The organism is Rhodococcus sp. 1168 (assembly GCF_002091955.1).
In the GTDB taxonomy this organism is placed as follows: Bacteria; Actinomycetota; Actinomycetes; order Mycobacteriales; family Mycobacteriaceae; genus Rhodococcoides.
The window spans coordinates 35,293-54,885 of sequence record NZ_MKKY01000036.1 but is presented as its reverse complement, the minus strand read 5'-3'; the positions used below and the strand labels follow the sequence as shown (position 1 = coordinate 54,885).

Below are 19,593 nucleotides of genomic sequence, written 5' to 3'. Positions count from 1 at the left end.
GCTTGCGGAGTGACCGGGTTTGTCAGGAGCGGAGCTTGCGGAGTGACCGGGTTTGTCAGGAGCGGAGCTTGCGGAGTGACCGGGTTTGTCAGGAGCGGAGCTTGCGGAGTGACCGGGTTTGTCGGTCGCGGCCCGGGGTGACCAGGTTTTGCCAGCTCTTCCACAGGTGTGCCTGGGACACTGGCGCGAATGATCATCGTTCTGGGGGCCGTATTCGTTGCGGTCGCGTTGCTGGGCATTGCCGCGCATCTTGTCGATTCGACGGGTCAGTTCATGGCCGTTGCGGCCGCGCTTGCTCGTCTTCTCATGGTGGCGGCGGTTCCGGGTGCTGTGCTTCTGGGTGTGGGTGCCGGGTGGTGGGGCGTCGTAGCAGGGTCGTTGGTTGTCGCAGTTGCGTTTTCGACTCAGTTCCCTCTGGTTCGGGCGCGGCTTCGTAAGCGCAGTGTTCAGGGCACGCCGTTCGGTGTGATGAGTGCGAACATCCTGCTCGGTGAGGCTGATCCGGGTGCTGTTGTGGCTGCAGTGGATGCTCACGCGCCCGATGTGCTGACCGTGGTCGAGTTGACTCGTTCGGCGCACGAGGGGCTCGTCGAGGCGGGAATTCTCGAACGTCTTCCTTACCCGTTCGTCAGCGCAGCGTCGGGTGGAAACGGGACCGGTATCTATTCGCGGTATCCCATCGGCGACGAGACTCGGCACGATGGCTACATCACCGAATTGCTGTCGGTGCGTGTGCAGGTCCCCGATGCTCCATGGCCACTCGTGTTCGCAGTGCACCCGGTGCCGCCGTGGCCGCGGCACCCATCGGCGTGGGCGCGCGAACTTGCCGCGCTCAGGCAGTTGATGGACAAGATCCCGCTCGACGACGGACCCGTGGTGGTGTCGGGGGATTTCAATGCGACGTTCGACCACAAGCGGTACCGAAACTTGCTGAGGGATCGTTACCGTGACGCGGCGATGGAGGTCGGCGCCGGTCACTTGGCTACGTATTCTGCCGACGCGTGGTACCCGCCGTTGATAGCGATCGACCATATTCTCGTCAGCGACGCCGCGGTGATCGATGTGGGGGTCGTCGAGCTTCCTGGCTCCGATCACCGCGGCATCCGCGCGGACTTGTTGCTACGCGCGCCCTGAGGCCGTCAATCTTTCTGTGCGTAGTCCGGGAGTTCTTGGACGGCCCACTTGTTTCCGTCGGGATCGGCGAAGAACACGAACTTGCCCCATCCCAGGTCGACGACGGGGTCGACGTCGAGGCCTGCTGCGATGAGGTTCGTGCGCGCTTGTTCGGCGCTGGTGACGACGACCTGCATGCCCTCGACGCTTCCCGGTGCCGCGGCGGTGATGCCTTCGCCGATGGCGATGGAGCAGGCGGATCCGGGTGGGGTCAGTTGTACGTAGCGGATCGCGTCCGTCGGCCGCTCGTCGTAGTCTGCGTTGAATCCGATCTTGACGTAGAAGTCCTTGGCTCGGTCGACGTCGCTCACCGGGATCATGACGAGTTCGAGTTTGATGTCCATTATTCGTTCGCTCCCTTTCGTTGTGGTGCCAGCAAGCCTGCCAAGTATTGCGGACAGATTCGGTCCGCGAGCCGAGTATTTAACTAGGGGAACACTGCTTGCCGGAGAAATATGCATGACCGATCGGCTGTTGACGCTGGTGTGCTTCTGTCCATACTCGATCGCTCCCGCACGAGGACAGGTTTCGACGACGCGTCTGCTTTGGCCGGCTCGATCGAACGCGCTGTCCACGCCGAACAGCTTGGTTACCATCGGTTCTGGGTGGCAGAGCATCACGGGGTTCCCGGTATTGCCAGTGGTGCCCCGCCCGTGTTGCTTGCAGCAATCGGCGCCCAGACCTCGCGGATCCGCCTCGGTTCCGGCGGCGTCATGTTGCCCAACCATCAGCCGTTCGTCGTCGCCGAGCAGTTCGCGATGCTCGCCGCGCTCTACCCGGGGCGTGTCGATGTGGGTCTCGGGCGCTCGCTCGGCTTCACCGAACCTGTCCGCCGCGCGCTCCGAACCGGTCGTGAGGAAGCAGATACATTCGCCGACGATCTGGCCGAACTCGCGGGATATCTCGACGGGACGGGTCCGGTGACGGTCAGGCCGGCGGTTCCTGCCCCACCGATGTACGTCCTGGCAACTGGGAAGGGGTTGGCGATAGCAGCGAAAGCGGGATTGCCGGTGGTGGTCGGCGGCCCGATTCTCTGGGGCGACGGTGCCGAGATCGCAGCTTATCGACGTCAGTTCCGCGCCACCGAGCTCTCCCCGAACCCGCGCGTCATCGTCTCGCTCGACATCATGATCGCGGACTCGGCAGCCCTCGCTCGCGAGTTGATGCTGCCCGAGGCCTGGGCAATGGCTCAATCGAGGAATACCGGTGAGTTTCCACCGCTCGCTCCTGCCCGAGAAGTCGATTTCGATGCCGCGCCCACTCGCACGAGGGAACGGGTGGAACGCTCGATCGACTCATCGGTGCACGGCACTGCCCACGAAGTCGCCACTCGGCTCGACGAGCTGATCGAGCGCACCGGCGCCGATGAGATCCTGGCGTCGACTTCGACGTACGACCGAACCGCGCTGGCAGTGGCCGACGCCGAATTATGGAAGCTGTTTGCGCCTTCGCCGTCGTCTCGAGCCATCGCCGAGTGAAGGTGTTGCGCAGTACAGTGAAGAAAGAGACGAAATCAGTCACCGGAGAGGTCGTCATGGCAGGCAAGAAGCTTGACAGAGTTCATGCACAATCCGCGCTCGAGACAGTCCGTGAGAACCCGCTTATCGCGGTCATCGCTGCGGCACCTGCCCTGGTCGTTTTCGGGCTCGTATGGTGGCTCGCCGGATTCGGAACCGCAGTGGTTCTACTTCTCGCGATCGGTGTCGTCGGCCTGGTCGTCGCCAAGTTGCGCAGCTAGTCCGACGTTTACCGGGGGACATGGAATTGCGTGAGCGAGCCCATACCCGGCCTCAGTTCGGCCCATGACGCTGTGGTGGTCAGTACGGCGATCGCTGACGTCGGGAACTTCATGGTGATGGCATCGATTGTCGAGGACCTGTTTTCCGTCGCCAGTTCCAGTGCCGTCCAGGGGATTCCGGGTGCGTGTCCAACGATGAGCAGGGTCGAAATGGCAGCTTCGGTCAGCGTAGCTTCCTCGATAATTTCTTCGGGTGAGCCGCCGTAGATCCGTTGTTCGAATCGCACCGGCGCATCGATGCCCGTCGCGATCAAGGTTTCTCGGGTACGGGTGGCAGTGGAGCATATGACGGCGTCGATGTTGCCGACGTTCTCGGCTATCCAGCGGCCTGCGAGTGCTGCCTCGCGCCGGCCGCGCTCGGCGAGGGGGCGATCGTGATCCGGCGTCCCTTCCGGGTAGCCGGATTTACCGTGTCGCATGAGTACGAGGGTGCGCAGTTCGGCCATAGATCCACCGTATCCGGCCGGGGCCACCACATCCATCTGCTTGCGCAGTGGAGGTCGCGATGCAGACCGCAGGGTGCGCACCTGTTATCTTGAACGCCGTTCAAGTTTGCGCTCACAAGGAGTCGTCATGGCAGGTCTCGAAGGTGCACGAAGCTCGGCAGCATCCAGTTCCAAATCGGTGTCCAGTTCCGAAGCAGTGTCCGGCTCCGGTTCCAAGGTAAGGATTTCGGCACGGGACATGGCGCAGATCGCCGTCTTCGCCGCGCTGCTGGCCGCCCTGGGACTTCCCGGCGCAATCACGGTGGGTTTCAGTGGCGTGCCCATCACGCTCCAAACCCTCGGCGTCATCCTCGCCGGCGCCATCCTTGGTGCCCGCAAGGGAACGGCGGCCGTCGTGGTGTTCATCGCACTGACTCTCATCGGGCTGCCTCTGCTGTCCGGTGGCCGCACCGGCCTGACAGCACTCGCGGGCCCCAGCGCCGGATATCTCATCGGGTGGATCCCGGCGGCGTTCGTCATCGGGCTGCTGACCGCCCGCATCCTCCCGAAATACCCGATAGCGCTCGGCCTGGCGATCAACGCCCTCGGCGCGATCGTGATCATCTACATTTTCGGCACGATCGGCCTGTTGCTTCGTACCGACATCGGCGTGTGGGGCGCGATCTCCACCAACTTCGCCTTCATCCCCGGTGACCTGGTGAAGGTCGTCATCGGTGCCGTGGTCGCCAAAAGTGTGCACCGAGCGTATCCCGGTTTGATTCGTTCGTGAGTCTGCTTCTGGGCGGGCGCGGGTCATTGCTCGCGATCGACTGGAACGGGCGAGCCCTCACCTACCAACAGCTCGACGCCGCCATCGACCGATGGCCGCAGTCGCGCATGCACGATGCGTCGGAGTTGGATCTTCCCGAAGCCCTGATCTGTGTGTTCGCCGCTGCGCGTCAGGGGGCAGCGGTGCGAGTGGAGAATCCGGAGGCCAGGCCGGTCCACGGGAACGTGGATCCCGACGCGTTCCTGCTCGTCGCGACGTCGGGTTCGACCGGCAGGCCGCGCGGACTGGCTCGCACTGCTGCGTCGTGGACCGACAGCTTCGCCGAGTTCACCTCGATCACCGGCATCACCGCTGCTGATCGAGTGTTGGTTACCGGACCTTTGCACGCCACGATGCACCTGTTCGCGGCCGCCCATGCTCTGTGGATCGGCGCCTGTGTCACGGACGACCGCACGAGTGCGACGGTGGCTCACGCCGTCCCAGCGGTCCTTCGCGATCTCCTCGATCGAGCACCGGCGCTCCGCCTCGCCGTCGTGGCCGGTACGGCCTTGGATGCGGGAGCGCAGGAACGCGCGCACGGCATCGAACTCGTCGAGTACTACGGGGCGGCAGAGCTGTCCCTGGTCGCTGCGCGTCGGGTGCCGGAACCGTTGACTTTGCTGGCAGGCCTCGAAGCAGAGGTTCGCGACGGGCTCCTGTTCGTGCGCTCGCCGTATCGGGTCCTCGGAGCTCCGGAGTGGTTCGGTGTCGGAGACCTCGCCGAGCTCGGGCCGAATCGGCAGCTCATCGTGCGAGGGCGCGGAGATGCCGCGGTCAACGTGGGCGGAACGACGGTGATCGCGGAGGACGTCGAGCTGGTGCTGGATTCGATCGACGGTGTCCGGGCTTCGGCTGTCGTCGGAACGCCGCATTCGGTGCTCGGTGCGACCGTGACTGCCGTTGTAGAGCTTCACGACGGGGCGGACGTGGATTCCGTCAAAGCCGAGGCCCGTGGACGCTTGTTCCGTGAAGCCGTGCCCAGGCGATGGATCGTCGTCCCGGCTCTGCCTCGCACCGGTAGCGGCAAGATCGCCCGTGCACGGGTGACAGACTCGATCTCATGACCTCCGCTCCAGTTCTCGTCGCTCCGTGGCGTACGCCGATCGGTACAGCCGGTCACGGATTTGCCGATCTGACGACGACCGACCTCGCTGCTCCGGTGTTGCGGGCGGTGTTGGCGTCGTTGCGTGAATCGGGTTGCGAGGACGCAGTGGACGACGTGGTTCTCGGCAATTGTCTGGGGCCTGGCGGCGATCCGGCCCGTATCGCTGCACTGAGCGCCGGCCTCGGCGTCGAGGTGCCGGGGGTGACGGTCGATCGGCAGTGCGGTTCGGGGCTCGATTCGGTGATGCAGGCCGCGATGCGGGTGCGCAGCGGGGACGAGAGCGTGATCCTTGCGGGCGGAGTCGAATCGGCGAGTACCGCACCGTGGCGGTTCTGGCCACCGCAGGCGGGGTCGGAACCAGTTCGCTACACCCGTGCGCCCTTTGCGCCCGACAGCTTTTCGGACCCGGACATGGGCGTCGCTGCCGACGATCTTGCTCGCCTTCGAGGTATCGACCGTGTTCGCCTGGACGCGTACGCCGCACGGTCACACCGGCTTGCCGCCGAATCGGACTTCACCTCCGAGATCGTGCCGATCGCCGGGATCGAGCGAGATCAGCGCATCAGATCGAATATGACCGCTGAACGGCTGGCGCGGCTTCGCCCGAGCTTCTCCCCGTCGGGTACCGGTACGGCCGGCAACTCGTGCGGAATCTCCGATGGCGCAGCGGCGCTCGCAGTCACCACCGAATCGCGCGCGAAAGGCCTTCCGGCGCTTCGTGTTCTGGGTGCAGCCGTCGCCGGCTCGGATCCGGCGTTGCCCGGCCTCGGGCCGGTTCCCGCTATCGAGAAGGTGTTGCGTCGAACGGGCGTCGCCCTGTCCGACGTGGGAGTCGTGGAGATCACCGAGGCCTTCGCAGCGGTGGTACTCGCGGTGTCGGACGAGCTGGGGCTCGATGAAAACCTACTGTGCCCGCAGGGCGGCGCCATTGCGATGGGTCATCCGTGGGGGGCTTCGGGCGCGATCCTGTTGGTGCGCTTGGCCTCTCAGATGCTGGCTGACGGTGGCCCCGAATTGGGACTTGCTGCGTGCGCCATCGGCGGCGGACAAGGGATTGCGATGATCGTGGAGCGTGCATGGTGAGCGAAGTCGTGTTCGAGGGCGTCAAGCACGCGTTCGGTGATCGTGAGGTGTTGCGCGGCATCGACCTTCGGTTCAGTGAGCGGCGTGTGGGGATTATCGGTTCCAACGGTTCGGGTAAGTCGACACTGGCGCGGATGATCAACGGTCTGTTGGCGCCGACGTCGGGGACGGTGACCGTCGACGGTGTGGACGCATCCAGGAAGGGCGCGCAGGTGCGGAAGAAGGTCGGCTTCGTCTTCACTGATCCTGATACGCAGATTGTCATGCCAACTGTCTCGGAGGATCTCGCGTTCTCGCTGCGCCGTTCGGGACTGAGCAAGGCCGAGATCGCCGAACGTGTGCACGAGATCCTGGTGCGATTCCGCCTCGACCACCACGCAGAGCATCCGTCCCATCTGTTGTCCGGCGGGCAGAAGCAACTCCTGGCGATCGGAGCCGTCCTCATCCGACGCCCCGAGGTCGTCATTGCCGACGAGCCGACGACGCTCCTGGATCTTCGCAATGCCCGAGTCGTTGCCGAGGCACTCGATTCGATGGATCAGCAAGTGATCGTCGTGACGCATCATTTGGCGCTGCTGGACAGCTTCGAGCGCGTCATCGTCATCGACGACGGGCTGATCGCGTTCGACGGCGCCCCGGAAGATGCGGTTCCCGCGTACCGGGAATTGGTCGAATGATCGGCTTGTATCGGCCGGGGACGTCGTTCCTGCACCGATTGCCCGCGGGGGTGAAGCTGCTCCTGCTCATCACCTCGATCGTCGCCGCTACCGTCGTGGTCCGAACGCCGATTCAGGTCGGCATCGTCGCTGCGCTGGTCGCGGCACTGTTCTTCCTAGCTCGGATACCTGTGAAAGTTGCTCTCGCCCAATTGCGCCCGATCATCTGGATGCTGCTGATCATCGGCATCTTCCAGGTGATCATCACCTCTCCCGCTCGTGCTGTCGTGGTGTGCGGCGTTCTGCTGATCTCGGTTGCGTTGGCCGCGTTGGTCACGCTCACCACACGCGTGACCGACATGCTCGACACCGTCACCCGCGCTCTGGGACCGCTGCGGAGATTCGGCGTCGACCCCGACCGGATCGGCCTCATGCTCGCCCTGGCGATCAGGTGCATTCCTATTCTGGCGACCATCGTGCACGAGGTCGCCGAGGCACGGAAAGCGCGAGGCCTGCAATGGTCGATGACCGCGCTCGTGACGCCCGTCCTGGTCCGAGCGCTGCGAACCGCGGACGCGATGGGTGATGCCCTTGTCGCGCGGGGTGTCGACGATGACTGAGGTCCTCCAGTGAGCGAACTGTTGACCGACCGGATCGCGCGGCATATCCGCAACAAGCCCTCCTCGCTCGCCATCGTGGACCGGCGAGGCGCAGTGACGTACGGCGAGTTCGGTGAGCTGGTCACAGCCACGGCGGCAGGGATGTCGGGAATGCGAAGAGTGGCCGTGCTGCCGACGTCGGACATCGGGTCGCTCGTAGCCGTGACAGCGGCGATGGCGTCGGGAATCGGTGTGGTGCTTCTGCACCGCCACTTGCTTTCCGAGCAGTTCGCCCGCGTGCTGTCTCTGACGCGACCCGATGTTGTTCTGGCAGCACCGAATCAGCATGCGCGGCTGCGGAGGATGGGCGCCGAGGCCCCGACTTCTGCCGACAGCATCCAGGTCGAGGATGTTCGGACCTGTGGTGCTGCCGACGACGACAGTGAACTTCTCATCGGAATCACCTCGGGCACGATGGGGGAACCCAAGCTGTTCGTCCGCGATCAACGATCCTGGGCCCGTACCCTCGACCGTTCCGACTCGACGTTCGACATCCGTGCGGGTGACCGCGTTGCAACGCCGGGGGTGCTCGATCACACGCACTTCCTCTACGGTGCGCTGCACGGACTCACCCGCGGCGCGATTGTCGACCTCCGGCCGGTGGACAAGTCGCTTCCCAGCGGCGCCACGCACCTGTATTCGGTTCCGACTATTGCCTGGGACGTGGTCCGGTCCGGGATCGGACCGGTGCCGAGTGTGCGCGAAGTGCTGTCCAGTGCGGCGCGTTGGCCGTCTTCCGGCCGATCGGCGCTGCAGGAGGCCCTCCCCAATGCCTCGATCGTGCACTTCTACGGCGCATCGGAGTTGAGTTTCGTCTCCTTCGACCGCGGCATCGACCCCGGGCCGGGGACATTGTTCGACGGCGTCGACATCGAGATCAGAGATTCTGTCGTGCACGTGCGTAGCGACATGCTGTTCGACGGCTACCTCACCGAAGACGGTGTGGTCAGTGGCCCCGTCGATGGATGGATGACCGTGGGGGACAGGGGAATACTCGAGAACCGGCAGTTGACGCTGCTCGGCCGGGACACCGACATTCTGATTCGGGCGGGCCTGAATGTGGAATTGGCTCCCATCGTGACCGCGCTCACTGCGATTCCGGGCATTGTGGAGGCAGCGTGTGTCGGAGTTCCGGATGCCCGCATGGGTGAAGTCCCCGCGGTGGTGATCGTGGAAGGTGCGAATCCGCCGTCTACTGCCGAGATTTGGCGGCACCTGCGCCGTGAGCTACCGAGCCCTAGTGTTCCGGTACAGATTCTGACTCTGGAACAGTTGCCGCGGACGCCGCGGGGCAAGGTCGATCGTCAGGAGATCGGGGCAATTTTCGCGACCGTCCGGACTGCGCCGTCGACGACGAACCAGATTGTCAGCGAACCATTTTCGTAGCGGTGCCGAATGCAGACCTGTTCCTTGCCGAGAACCGGATACAGGTACTCGATGACGGCCCGGTGTGGTCCAGCAACAAGATCGGGGTACTGGACCAGGAACTCCTCGACGGCATGCCAGTATGCCGCGTTGTTGACGTGATCGAACGAGTCGATATCGGTGGCACGCAACGGAAACTGGATATCGGTGTCCGACTGAGGCGGCACGGGCTCGGTGAGCCATGCCTTCCATTTGAGTCGATGCTGATCGGTGGTGCGTGCAAGCATGTCGAGGGCATCGTCGCTGATCCGTGTCGGCATACCGGTCTTGGCGCTGATGCTAATCCAGAAGCCCTCGGTTTCGATGGAGCCACCCTTGCCGGTCGACATCGAGACTCGCATGTTGGACCAACGAGTCGACATCGACGAACACCAGCGCCGCAGATGGATGTGATCGGGAAACTGTACGGGTTCATGGACGTCGATGACCGTCCGCCGAACGATCCAGAAAGGATCGGTGAGGCCGAGAGTTGTCGCGGCGAGATTGTCCGAGCCGATGTCCTGCAGGTAGCGCGCGATCCCGTCGAAACGCAAGCGGCCGGCCGGGGCGACATCGCCGGTACGAATCGGCCAATCGGTTTCGAACCCTTCGCCTTCGACAGGTAGTGGTGCCAGGGCGTCGTCGAAGCCCGCTGGCTCTACGGTTCCGGCATTGTCCACGTGTGTCGCTCCTTGTTACCGGTGGGTTCGTGCTCGAACCGAACCTACCCGGTGCGAGTCAGAGAACGCGACGAGCCTTCATTCCGTCGAAGACCGGAGCGACGCGGACGACGTCACCGGTGGTGGGGGCATGCACCATCTGACCGTTGCCGATGTAGATGGCCACGTGCCCAGGTCCACCGGCTTGCCAGTTCCCGAACAGCAGATCCCCGGGCTGAGCGGTCGACAACGGGATCTCGGTGCCGACACCCCATTGGGTCTCGGAGGTGCGGGGGAGTGTGACCGCGCCACCGGAGCCCTTGTACACCGCGTACGAGGTCAAGCCCGAGCAGTCGAACCCACCACCGGACGGCCCGTTGATGTTGCCGCCGCCCCATACATACGGCAGGCCGAGGTAGTCCATGGCGAGTTGCACTGCTCGACCACCGATACCGGCGATATCGGTGCCGGCGAACGGCGTCAGGATTGCGGCGAACTGCATCTCCGTCGCACGAATCTTCGCCACGTACGGCTTCGTCTGGTTCTCGTAATCGGGTGTTCCCGACGGCATTCCGCCGGACTTCAGGACCGCGCCCGCGCCGGCGTTGTAACCGGCGATGGTCAGGTCGAGACTGTCGCCCTTGACCAATCCGGCCGACTTCCACTTCTCGACTTGACTGTTGATGTCGCAGAGCAGGTTTCCCGACGCCATGACCGAATCGGCGATGCCGTTGATGTCGACTACGCCGTCGCCGTCGGCATCTTTGCCGTAGGTGCGCCAGGTGGCGGGCATGAATTGGCCGGGCCCGCGGGCCCCGGACACCGATACCGGCGAGGTCGGTCCGTGCCGGAATCCGTTTTCCGCTGCGTACAAAGCGGCAATCGTCGGTGCCTTGACTCCGCTACAGATAGATCCTGCGCGGGTCAGCCAAGGAACGAACGCGGTGATTGCACCTATCGGTGACAGCGAGACTCCGGTGAAAGTCGCGGGTAGACCGGGGAACAGCGCCCGTCTGAGCGCTTCGGCGGCAGGCATGAACGCGGTTTGGTTCGTGATCTGCCCGAGCGAGTACGTCAGTCCGCCGAATTGGACCGATCCTGCGTTGGTGGGAAACGCCGAGGGCGCAAAGGCGCTTGGCGTAGCGGTCGTATCGGGCGTCGTAGAAATCGCGGCGGCACCGGGCACCGGAACGTCGGCGACGGGAGCAGTTTCCGGCTTGGCGGGTTCTGCTGGCTTCGGGGGCAACATCGGTTCGGCTGCATCTTCGACGGCGGTCGCTGCGTTGTCGAGAGCAGTGTGCGCGACATCGGCTGCCGGCGCGGGCAATGTACCGAGCAGGTCATCGAGTTGCTTCTGCAACGGTCGACCGGTGTCCTCCGCGGCCGCCGCGACGCTGTTGGCGCCGTCTTTGACCTGTGGGGGAAGGTCTGTCGCTGCCACCGCTCCTGCAGCGGACACGATTACGGCAACGATGACTGCGATTGGATCGCCTGCCATGTAACAACTCCTGGTGCTCGAGCTCTCCCCGACGTTCCATGTCGACCCATTCATGTGAGGTGACTCACACATCATGCACGTTGGGATCGATTCGCGGAGCAAAATAGAACACGTTCTAGTGGGTGGCGACAATAAAATTACCCTTGACCCACATTTCACACCGACCCGAGCTGGTGTTCCGCGTAGGTTGGCGGTGAGAAATCACTACCGACAATTCCGAGCAGGGGGATGAAAGATCATCGACAAATACGTGCTGTCGCCCGAAACCGTGTGGGACCCCGGTGCGCAGCTACTGTCGCAGTGCGTCGTCGTGGAGAACGCCGACCGCACGCTGTATCTGTCCGGCCAGACGTCGATCACCGCCGACGGACAGTTCGCCGGTATCGGGGACGTGTCGGCTCAGATCCGGCTGGCGTTCGAGAATATTCGGCTCATTCTCGACGCGGCCGGCGGCTCTTTGGCCAATGTCGTCAAGTTGACCGTGTACTTCACCGACCTCGGTGATCTGGACACGTACACCGGCATTTTGGGCGAGCTGTTCGTCGATAGCAGACCTGCACAGACAGTTGTCGAGATCAGCAAGCTCGCGATGGACGAATTGCTGATCGAGATCGATGCGATCGCGGTGCTCTAGACCAGCGTCGACCAGTAGTCGGAGAATTCGATTCCGATCGCGGCGATGACGATTGCGTACCAGACTGCCAAGATGGTCCACCGCCATTCGAGGAGAGCTCTGGTGATGGTGCCTGCTCGTTCGCGGTCGACGAGTTGGGACAGCGAAACGATGAAGATCGGTATCGTCACCGTCCACACGACCATGCAGTAGGGACACAGGGCATGGATCTCGTAGAGGCTCTGGTAGATCAGCCAGTGCACGAACACAACACCGAGTGCGGTGCCGGTGCTGAGGCCGAGCCAGTACCAGTGCGGCAGTTCGATTCGGCCGAACGTCAGAATCCCCGTCATCAGCACTACGGTGAAGGCCACGATTCCGATGATCGGATTGGGGAACCCGAACAACGCAGCCTGCTCGGTCGACATGACCGAACCGCAGGACAGAACCGGATTGAGATTGCAGGACGGCACGTATGCGCTGTCTTCGAGCAATTTTATTCGCTCGATGGTCAGGGTCAGCGCACCGAGGAGACCGAGAAAGCCGCCGATCGTGAGTACCCAGGCGGTGGCTCTACTCGCTGTCACTTCGCACCCGTCCTCTCACTTCGCACTCGTTCACTGTGCGGCGGTGATCGCGGCGCGCAGACCGTCCGGAGTCGGGTTCGACACCACGGTCCCGTTGACGGAGACGGTCGGTGTGCTCGAGATGCCCTCGTCGAGCGCGGCCTTCGTCTGGCTCGTCACATAGTCGGTGTAGGTGCCGTCGGTGATGCAGCTCGACAGCTCCGGACTTTCGATGCCTGCCTGCCTGGCGATGGCCACGAGTTCGTCATCACTCAGGCCTGCACCGCCCTCGGTGGGCTGCTGATCGAACATCGCCTTGTGCCAGGCAGGCCACGCGGAGGCATCGGCCTCGGCGACGCACAGGCTCGCGTTCGCGGCGCGTGTGGAGTAATTGGTCGAGGACATGCGGTCGAGGATCGCGATCGGCCGGTAGTCGACGGCAACGGTGTTGTCCGCGACCATTTCGGCGAGAGTGTCTCCGCTGATCGACTCGAACTGCGCGCACGCCGGGCACTGGAAGTCCTCGACGACGCTGACGACGACGGCGGCATTCGGATCACCGATTCGGATCGCCCCGTTGTCCTGAGTCGAAGAGGGGGCCGCGGCCGGCGCGTCGGAGTCGGATTTCTTCGATGCGACGGAAAATCCGATGACGGCAACCAAGGCGATGAGTACGACGGCGATCCCGATCTGGATCAGCGTGCGTCGCTTCTTGTCTTTTCCTTGCATGGCAGCTGTGGCAGCCTGTGCCTTCTTCTTGCTTTCGTTGCTCACTGCAGATCCCTTGCTCGCCCGACCAATGAAGTCCGGGACAATCATAGGCGGGTATACCTGAGGTCAGGCTGAGCGCTGGACTGTCAGGTCAGCGAGATGATTCGTTCGACGGCGAATCCGTAGCCCGCCACACCGAGGCCGGCGATGACGCCGCTGGCTACGGGGGAAACGAACGAGTGGTGACGGAACTCCTCGCGAGCGTGCACATTGCTGATGTGCACCTCGATGATGGGGACCTCCGGAATGATCAGTGCGTCGCGCAATGCCACCGATGTGTGCGTCAGGCCGCCGGGATTGATGACGATTCCCGACGCGTTGCCGCGTGCCTGGTGTATCCAGTCGATGAGTTGTCCCTCGTGATTGGACTGTTCGGCGCGGATGGTTCGGCCGCGCGCAGCGGCGGTCTTCTCGCATAGTGCGACGACGTCGGCGAGGGTTTCGTGGCCGTACACCTCGGGTTGGCGAGTGCCGAGCATGTTCAGGTTCGGTCCGTTGAGCACGAGGATGTGTCCTCGGGCTGCGCTCGATTCGCCGACCATGTGATTGCTCACTTTCGTTCAGGGCGCGTACCACCGAGGATGATCATTTCACAGGTCCTTGGCACACTGTCCTAGTGAAAGCTGCGTGGCTGGTCTGGGGTGTCGGCGTCTTCGCGTACATCGTCGCCGTTCTGCACCGCACCGCGTTCGGAGTGGCAGGCCTGAACGCGGCCGATCGGTTCTCGGTCAGCCCGTCGCTGCTTTCGTCGTTCGTCGTTCTTCAGGTCGTCGTCTACGCCGCGATGCAGATTCCTGCCGGTGTGGTGCTCGATCGCGTCGGTTCACGCAAAATGATTGCGCTCGGTGCTCTGTTGATGACGATCGCGCAGATCACGCTCGCACTCACGGAGTCGCTTCCGGTGGCGGTCGCCGCACGGGCGCTCGTCGGGGTGGGCGACGCGTTGACCTTCATTTCGGTGCTGAGGCTCGTCCCGCGGTGGTTCGCTCCGCGGCAGGTTCCCGTCGTCTCGCAGCTGACTGGTTTGCTCGGTCAGACCGGTCAGATTCTGTCGGCGGTGCCGTTCTTGATGTTGCTCGACGGGCCGGGATGGACGTTCGCGTTCGGCAGTGCGGCGTCGCTCGGTTTACTTGCGTTCGTCCTTGCCTTGGCGCTGATACGGGATGTGCCGCCTGGATCGGAGGTAGTCGAGCCGTCGACCTCGATGCGCGAGACTCTCGCCACGATCGGGCAGGTGTGGCGCCGCCCGGGTACTCGTCTCGGGTTCTTCAGCCACATGGGAACGCAGTTCTCCATCACCGTTTTCGCTTTGTTGTGGGGGATTCCCTATTTGACTTCGGGGCAGGGTCTGTCTGCATCGACCGCAGGGGTATTGCTATCCATCTCGGTGTTCTCGGCCGTCGTGTCCGGTTTGCTTCTCGGATTTCTGACGGGTCGGTACCCGATGCGGCGGTCGTGGTTGGTGCTGGCCATCATGATCAGCAATGCCGTCATGTGGACGATCGTTCTCGCGCTGCCGGGCCCGGCGCCACTGTGGTTGCTGGTGATGCTCGTCGTGGTTATTTCGGTCGGGGGACCGGGGTCGGTCATCGGATTCGACTACGCCCGCACGTTCAATCCGAGCGCTAATCTCGGCACTGCCCAAGGGATGGTGAACATCGGTGGGTTCCTGGCTTCGCTGCTGGTGATCGCGGCTGTCGGGGTGATTCTGCAAGCGAACGGCGGGTACACCTTCGAGGGGTTCCGGTTGGCGTTTCTCGCGCAGTATCCGGTGTGGGTAGTGGCAATTACCGGGGTTTTGCTGACGCGCCGCAAGACTCGAAGGCAATTGGCCGATGAAGGGATCCACCCGCGCACGATGCGGGAGATTTTCGAGGCGCGTCGAAAACCGTAAATGGACGATGCGGCATCAGAGCTGAGTCCCTTGCAATTCGATTGCAATCTGGCGTGTCCTAGAGCATGCTGGTACTTCCATTTTACTTGTGTGCTGCAAGCAAACATATCGTAAAGGTGTAACCAAGCGGTGGTAATTGAACAAAAAACGACGCAGCCAGCGTCCGGAGAACTGACACACCGACAGATAATGGTAATTCTGTCGGGGCTGATGATGGGCATGTTCCTCGCAGCACTCGATCAGACGATCGTGGCGACGTCGGTTCGCACGATCGCCGATGATCTCAACGGATTCTCGGTTCTCGCGTGGGTCACCACCGCGTACTTGATCACCTCGACGATATCGACCCCGCTGTACGGAAAGCTTTCCGACCTGTATGGCCGCAAACCGTTTTACATGACGGCGATTTCGATCTTCGTCATCGGCTCGATGCTGTGCGGCATCTCGACGTCGATGTACGAGCTCGCTGCATTCCGCGCAGTGCAGGGGCTCGGTGCTGGTGGCTTGATGTCGATGGCGCTCGCCATCATCGGGGACATCGTTCCGCCTCGTGAGCGAGCGAAGTACCAGGGCTATTTCCTTGCGGTATTCGGCACTTCGAGCGTGCTCGGACCTGTCATCGGCGGGCTGCTCGCAGGCCAGTCGTCCATTCTCGGCATCACGGGTTGGCGGTGGGTGTTCTACATCAACGTCCCTTTGGGCATCATCGCGCTCATCGTCGTGTGGCGAGTGCTCAATCTTCCGGTGTTCAGGCGTGAGGCGCGCGTCGACTGGTGGGGCGCACTGCTGCTGGCGATCGGTCTCGTGCCGTTGCTCATCATCGCTGAACAGGGCCGGGTGTGGGGCTGGACTTCCCCTCTCGCGTTGATGTGTTTTGCGATCGGTGTCTTCGGCGTCCTCGCATTCATTTTCGTGGAAGTAAAGATGGGCGACGACGCACTCATCCCGATGCGCTTCTTCCGCAACCGATTGTTCGCGTTGTGTATTGCGGTCAGCGTCATCGCAGGTGCGGCAATGTTCGGTGGTATTTCGCTGCTGCCGCAATACCTGCAGGTCGTCAAGGGTTCGTCGCCGACGCTCGCCGGCTATCAGACACTTCCGATGGTGGGTGCCCTCATGATTTCATCGATCGTGTCGGGTCGCATGATCTCGAAAACTGGCCACTACAAGGTCTTTCCGGTAGTCGGCACAGCGCTGATGGCGGTCGCAATGTTCCTCTTCCACTATGTGCACGCAGATACTCCGCTGTGGCACACCATGCTGGTCATGGCATTGTTCGGCATCGGTCTCGGCTGCATGATGCAGCCGCTGACATTGGCAATTCAGAACGCGATGCCGCCCAAGGACATGGGAGTGTCGACTGCGGCTGCGACGTTCTTCCGCCAGATCGGTGCGACGCTCGGCGTTGCGGTCTTCCTGTCGATGCTGTTCACACAGCTCACGCCGAAGACCACTGACGCGCTGGTAGCGGCCAGTACGACGCCGGAGTTTCAGCAGGCCGTCCAGTCGGCGTCGACGAGTGCGGACCCACTGGAAAAGGGCTTCGCCGACGCGATCATTGCGCAGGACTCGTCGATCGCCGGCAGTGCATTGGTCGACAGTTCGTTCATGCAAAAGCTCGACAGTGCGCTGGCAGAACCTTTCCGCGTCGGATTCTCCGACGCCATGGACTATGTCTTCCTTGCCGTCTCCATCCTGATGGTCGTCGGATTCGTGCTGGTCATCTTCGTCAGGGAAGTGCCACTGCGGACAATGTCCGGTCTCGCAGCTGCCCAGCAGGAACGCGACGAAGCTGCAAAGGTTGAAGCTGCCAAGGGGGAAACGGCAAAGAATGAGGTTGCCGGGGGTGAGGTTGCAGTGGATGAGGTTGCCGGGGGTGAGGTTGCAGTGGATGAGGTTGCCGGGGGTGAGGCTGCCAAGAGTGAGGTTGCCGGGGGTGAGGCTGCGAAGGGTGAGGCTGCCAAGGGCGAGGCGGCAAGAGCACGCGGGGATCTTTAGCGAAAGCCGCGCTGGGGAGTGCCGCGCTGTGAAAGTGCTGCGCTGGGGATCGCTTCCTACAGTGAGTGATCGCTGTCAACATGCGATCTTGCCCGGCGCAGTCGAGCAATTTTCGGGAGCATGACTCGAGTGGGTCCGCGCGCAGATCGATCCCTGGGAAGACTCCTAGCTCCCTCGTAACTTTCGATGGTTACGAGGGACCTCCTGTTCCACAGTTCAGAACGGCGCAGGGCCATCTGCATCCTCCGTATTCCCACGAGCCCAGGGATTCCCTGGACTGTTGGGACCGCCGATGCTTGCGGCATTGCTATCGCTATGTGCTGCGTCGCGCTGGTCTCCGCTGCGCCGGACCGGCTGGGCGGTCGGGCGATCGGAGAACGGTGTGCCCGGTCCGTAGGGTGTAGCGAGTTCGGCGTCCGGTTTGTTCTTGTTCGCAGACTGAGGGCTGCAGTGGGGGCGTCGCTTGCGCGGAATATGGGGGATCAGTCTGCAGCCGGACAGATCGGTCGTCCCGACTGTGCCACCAGGCAGAGTGATCGCTGTCGAACCGGAACTCGAGGTCCAGTAGTCGATACCCCGCGAGAGCATGACGGGAACCCAGACGCCCATCGTTTTGAGCATGTGGTGATAGCGGCAAAGGCAATGCAGATTGGTCAGTACCGTCCATCCGCCCTGTTTCGGGTCGTAGTGGCGATAGGGCACCACATGGTCGATTTCGCAGGCTGCGGCCGGAACATCACATCCCGGATGGCGGCAGGTGCGATCCCGTTGTCGAACGCATTTGGCCAGTTCGCTGCTCGGGCGATAAGTGAGCGCACCGTCGGGGGGTTCGAGGAATCCGCCGTGACCATCGGGGTGCAGGGCCTCAGCCCGCGCCGGGTTAGCTGCAACAGCCTCTTCGATGTGCGCTACCAGCGTGTAGGACCCGGTGTAATCGTCAGCGGACTCAGTCGCGTTCGGCACTGTGGTGCACGGTTGAGATTTTGCCGGACGCTTCGGAAGGTGGAGTCCGCGCCTGCGGCGCCCATGGCCCAACGGATTGAGCACAGTGTGTTCACCGAGATCGATTCCAGTGCCAGTGCCGGTCTCAGTGCCAGGGCCTAAGCAGTCACCGGGCGCAACAATCTCACCTTCCCTGTCTATTTGAACGGCCTCATCACTCTCGCTGGGCCCTCCAATCTCACCTGCTCCCTCACTCTCTCTGGGCTCACAGCTTTCGGAAACCTCACCTCCAATTCGACCCGCACCCGTTCGCTGGTCAGGCACACCGTCACCCTCGCCACGCTCTGACCGAACATCGACATCCTGATCAGGGATCACGTCCACAAGACCGAGCGATGCTGCGAGATCGGCCGCTTCGGTCAGCAGTAGCTGCCAGTCTCCGTTTGCAGCAAGCTCTCGGGCATAGTCCGCATCGATCAATCCGTGCCCGGCGAGGTACCCGGGTAGGTCGGCGAGTCCGGCAAGGGTCGGCAGATCGATCGTCACCGTGGTCAGTGGGCTACGGCGGTCAGGCAATTCCCGCCGGGCGGTGCACGGATCGTCTTCGTCCTGTTCGCACGTGCACGAAACAAATGTCTCTTGATGCATGAGCGCCACGTACGCGGCCGCAAGTCGCTGGCCACGAGTGCGCGGATCACGGCGGCACAGAGTGTTCGCCATTTCGTTGACCAGTTGCCAGCACGCCGCGGCGTCACCCGCTTCGAGGTCGGCCTCGATGGTGGCGATCATGTCTCTGTCGCGGTATCGAACGCGGGTGAGCTTGACGAGATCCTTGCGAAGCGCAGCGGCCTCCTCCGGTGCAACGCGCTGCACGATTTCACAGATCTCGGTGGCGAGTGGCCCGGGGGAGAGGCGGCGCGCTGCGTTGAGTATTTCGGACTCGATGCGGACGGCAACTTCGAGTGAGAGCGAGTTGGTGTTTCGATAGATCGCCCGCACCCGTGCGAGATCCAACTCGCCGGCGTCGAATGCTGCTCTGACCCTAGCCAATCGGAGCCGGAGATCCATACCGATCTCTGCATAAGTGTCCGCCACAGCCTTGGAGCATCCCAGCGCCTTCGCTGTCTCCGATGCCGCATAGCTCCCCGCATCCATGATCACGTCACCGACTTGGACGTTCTGGTGAATGCACGAATCCCAGATCGACGCTGCGAGCCGAACTTTGCGTGCGCAGGCCTGGTTCTCGATCACCGCCGCGTCGGAGAGCTCCTGAAGTATTGATCGATCGACGACCGGCGTGTGCTGCGGACCTACGTACGACGCGAATGCACTTCTGCGACTCGAACTCATGAATCGAAGCCCCCCGGCAAGTCGATTAGAACGTATGTTCGATACTATCGCCTCTCGGGATGCCCGTCAAGGGTTGGCTTCTTCGATTCGCTTGTAGTGCAGTCGAATACAAAATTCGAGTGCATACACCATGTCGCCGACATCCCAGTCGGGGGTGATTGGGCGCGCGG

Annotated in this window: 20 protein-coding genes; 12 read left to right on the top strand and 8 right to left on the bottom strand. The window is 62.8% G+C overall.

Going from position 1 to position 19,593, the window contains the following annotated elements; genetic code table 11:
* Positions 1-189 precede the first annotated feature (189 nt).
* Positions 190-1,134 carry an endonuclease/exonuclease/phosphatase family protein gene (locus BJI47_RS05300; RefSeq protein WP_088942753.1) on the top strand — a complete coding sequence of 315 codons (945 nt, stop codon included), beginning with the start codon at positions 190-192 and terminating at the stop codon, positions 1,132-1,134.
* Between the two features lie 5 nt (positions 1,135-1,139).
* Here BJI47_RS05300 and BJI47_RS05295 read toward each other — a convergent pair whose 3' ends face one another.
* On the bottom strand, positions 1,140-1,517 hold the full coding sequence (locus BJI47_RS05295; RefSeq protein ID WP_088942752.1) for a VOC family protein: 378 nt from the start codon (positions 1,515-1,517) through the stop codon (positions 1,140-1,142).
* Between the two features lie 141 nt (positions 1,518-1,658).
* Here BJI47_RS05295 and BJI47_RS05290 point away from each other — a divergent pair, with 141 nt between their 5' ends.
* Positions 1,659-2,651, top strand: coding sequence for an MsnO8 family LLM class oxidoreductase (locus BJI47_RS05290; RefSeq protein ID WP_176224682.1), 993 nt, complete (start codon positions 1,659-1,661; stop codon positions 2,649-2,651).
* Positions 2,652-2,707: 56 nt separating this feature from the next.
* Positions 2,708-2,911, top strand: a complete 204-nt coding sequence (locus BJI47_RS05285) for a hypothetical protein (protein WP_084346120.1) — start codon at positions 2,708-2,710, stop codon at positions 2,909-2,911.
* An 8-nt stretch (positions 2,912-2,919) separates the two neighbouring features.
* Here BJI47_RS05285 and BJI47_RS05280 read toward each other — a convergent pair whose 3' ends face one another.
* Positions 2,920-3,417 carry a histidine phosphatase family protein gene (locus tag BJI47_RS05280; protein ID WP_088942908.1) on the bottom strand — a complete coding sequence of 166 codons (498 nt, stop codon included), beginning with the start codon at positions 3,415-3,417 and terminating at the stop codon, positions 2,920-2,922.
* 238 nt (positions 3,418-3,655) lie between these two features.
* On the opposite strand from BJI47_RS05280, the gene BJI47_RS05275 reads away from it, so the two are divergent.
* Genes BJI47_RS05275 through BJI47_RS05250 form a run of 6 tightly spaced genes read left to right on the top strand, consistent with a single transcriptional unit; the run spans position 3,656 to position 9,114 of the window.
* Complete coding sequence (locus BJI47_RS05275; protein ID WP_088942907.1) at positions 3,656-4,186, top strand: biotin transporter BioY; 531 nt, start codon at positions 3,656-3,658, stop codon at positions 4,184-4,186.
* On the top strand, positions 4,183-5,289 hold the full coding sequence (locus tag BJI47_RS05270; protein ID WP_176224681.1) for a class I adenylate-forming enzyme family protein: 1,107 nt from the start codon (positions 4,183-4,185) through the stop codon (positions 5,287-5,289). Before BJI47_RS05275 ends, BJI47_RS05270 begins: the two co-directional genes overlap by 4 nt.
* Complete coding sequence (locus BJI47_RS05265) at positions 5,286-6,413, top strand: thiolase family protein (RefSeq protein WP_088942750.1); 1,128 nt, start codon at positions 5,286-5,288, stop codon at positions 6,411-6,413. Before BJI47_RS05270 ends, BJI47_RS05265 begins: the two co-directional genes overlap by 4 nt.
* Entirely contained in the window at positions 6,410-7,090 is a 681-nt protein-coding gene (locus BJI47_RS05260; RefSeq protein WP_088942905.1) for an energy-coupling factor ABC transporter ATP-binding protein, read from the top strand. The genes BJI47_RS05265 and BJI47_RS05260 overlap by 4 nt, the downstream gene beginning before the upstream one ends.
* The gene (locus BJI47_RS05255; protein ID WP_088942749.1) at positions 7,087-7,689 is read left to right on the top strand and encodes an energy-coupling factor transporter transmembrane protein EcfT; all 603 of its coding nucleotides are present in this window, start codon (positions 7,087-7,089) and stop codon (positions 7,687-7,689) included. Before BJI47_RS05260 ends, BJI47_RS05255 begins: the two co-directional genes overlap by 4 nt.
* A gap of 9 nt (positions 7,690-7,698) precedes the next feature.
* Positions 7,699-9,114: an AMP-binding protein gene (locus tag BJI47_RS05250; RefSeq protein ID WP_088942748.1), complete on the top strand. Its 1,416-nt coding sequence runs from the start codon at positions 7,699-7,701 to the stop codon at positions 9,112-9,114.
* On the opposite strand, the gene BJI47_RS05245 is transcribed toward BJI47_RS05250, so the two are convergent.
* Positions 9,033-9,812: an acyl-[acyl-carrier-protein] thioesterase gene (locus tag BJI47_RS05245; RefSeq protein WP_088942747.1), complete on the bottom strand. Its 780-nt coding sequence runs from the start codon at positions 9,810-9,812 to the stop codon at positions 9,033-9,035. The genes BJI47_RS05250 and BJI47_RS05245 overlap by 82 nt on opposite strands.
* A 58-nt stretch (positions 9,813-9,870) precedes the next feature.
* Positions 9,871-11,289 carry an NlpC/P60 family protein gene (locus tag BJI47_RS05240; protein ID WP_088942746.1) on the bottom strand — a complete coding sequence of 473 codons (1,419 nt, stop codon included), beginning with the start codon at positions 11,287-11,289 and terminating at the stop codon, positions 9,871-9,873.
* A gap of 250 nt (positions 11,290-11,539) precedes the next feature.
* Here BJI47_RS05240 and BJI47_RS05235 point away from each other — a divergent pair, with 250 nt between their 5' ends.
* A complete protein-coding gene (locus tag BJI47_RS05235; protein ID WP_254900402.1) occupies positions 11,540-11,923 on the top strand; it encodes a RidA family protein in 384 nt (127 codons plus the stop codon).
* On the opposite strand, the gene BJI47_RS05230 is transcribed toward BJI47_RS05235, so the two are convergent.
* The 3 genes from BJI47_RS05230 to aroQ form a co-directional block, all read right to left on the bottom strand.
* On the bottom strand, positions 11,920-12,489 hold the full coding sequence (locus BJI47_RS05230; RefSeq protein WP_088942744.1) for a vitamin K epoxide reductase family protein: 570 nt from the start codon (positions 12,487-12,489) through the stop codon (positions 11,920-11,922). The two genes, BJI47_RS05235 and BJI47_RS05230, sit on opposite strands and share 4 nt — an antisense overlap.
* A 30-nt stretch (positions 12,490-12,519) precedes the next feature.
* Positions 12,520-13,242, bottom strand: coding sequence for a thioredoxin domain-containing protein (locus BJI47_RS05225; RefSeq protein WP_254900401.1), 723 nt, complete (start codon positions 13,240-13,242; stop codon positions 12,520-12,522).
* Between the two features lie 83 nt (positions 13,243-13,325).
* On the bottom strand, positions 13,326-13,781 hold the full coding sequence (gene aroQ, locus BJI47_RS05220) for a type II 3-dehydroquinate dehydratase (protein WP_088942742.1): 456 nt from the start codon (positions 13,779-13,781) through the stop codon (positions 13,326-13,328).
* 74 nt (positions 13,782-13,855) lie between these two features.
* Here aroQ and BJI47_RS05215 point away from each other — a divergent pair, with 74 nt between their 5' ends.
* Positions 13,856-15,133 carry a nitrate/nitrite transporter gene (locus tag BJI47_RS05215; RefSeq protein ID WP_088942741.1) on the top strand — a complete coding sequence of 426 codons (1,278 nt, stop codon included), beginning with the start codon at positions 13,856-13,858 and terminating at the stop codon, positions 15,131-15,133.
* 189 nt (positions 15,134-15,322) lie between these two features.
* Positions 15,323-17,131, top strand: a complete 1,809-nt coding sequence (locus BJI47_RS05210; RefSeq protein WP_088942740.1) for an MDR family MFS transporter — start codon at positions 15,323-15,325, stop codon at positions 17,129-17,131.
* A gap of 216 nt (positions 17,132-17,347) precedes the next feature.
* Here BJI47_RS05210 and BJI47_RS24440 read toward each other — a convergent pair whose 3' ends face one another.
* On the bottom strand, positions 17,348-19,423 hold the full coding sequence (locus BJI47_RS24440; RefSeq protein WP_254900400.1) for an HNH endonuclease signature motif containing protein: 2,076 nt from the start codon (positions 19,421-19,423) through the stop codon (positions 17,348-17,350).
* Positions 19,424-19,593: the final 170 nt, after the last annotated feature.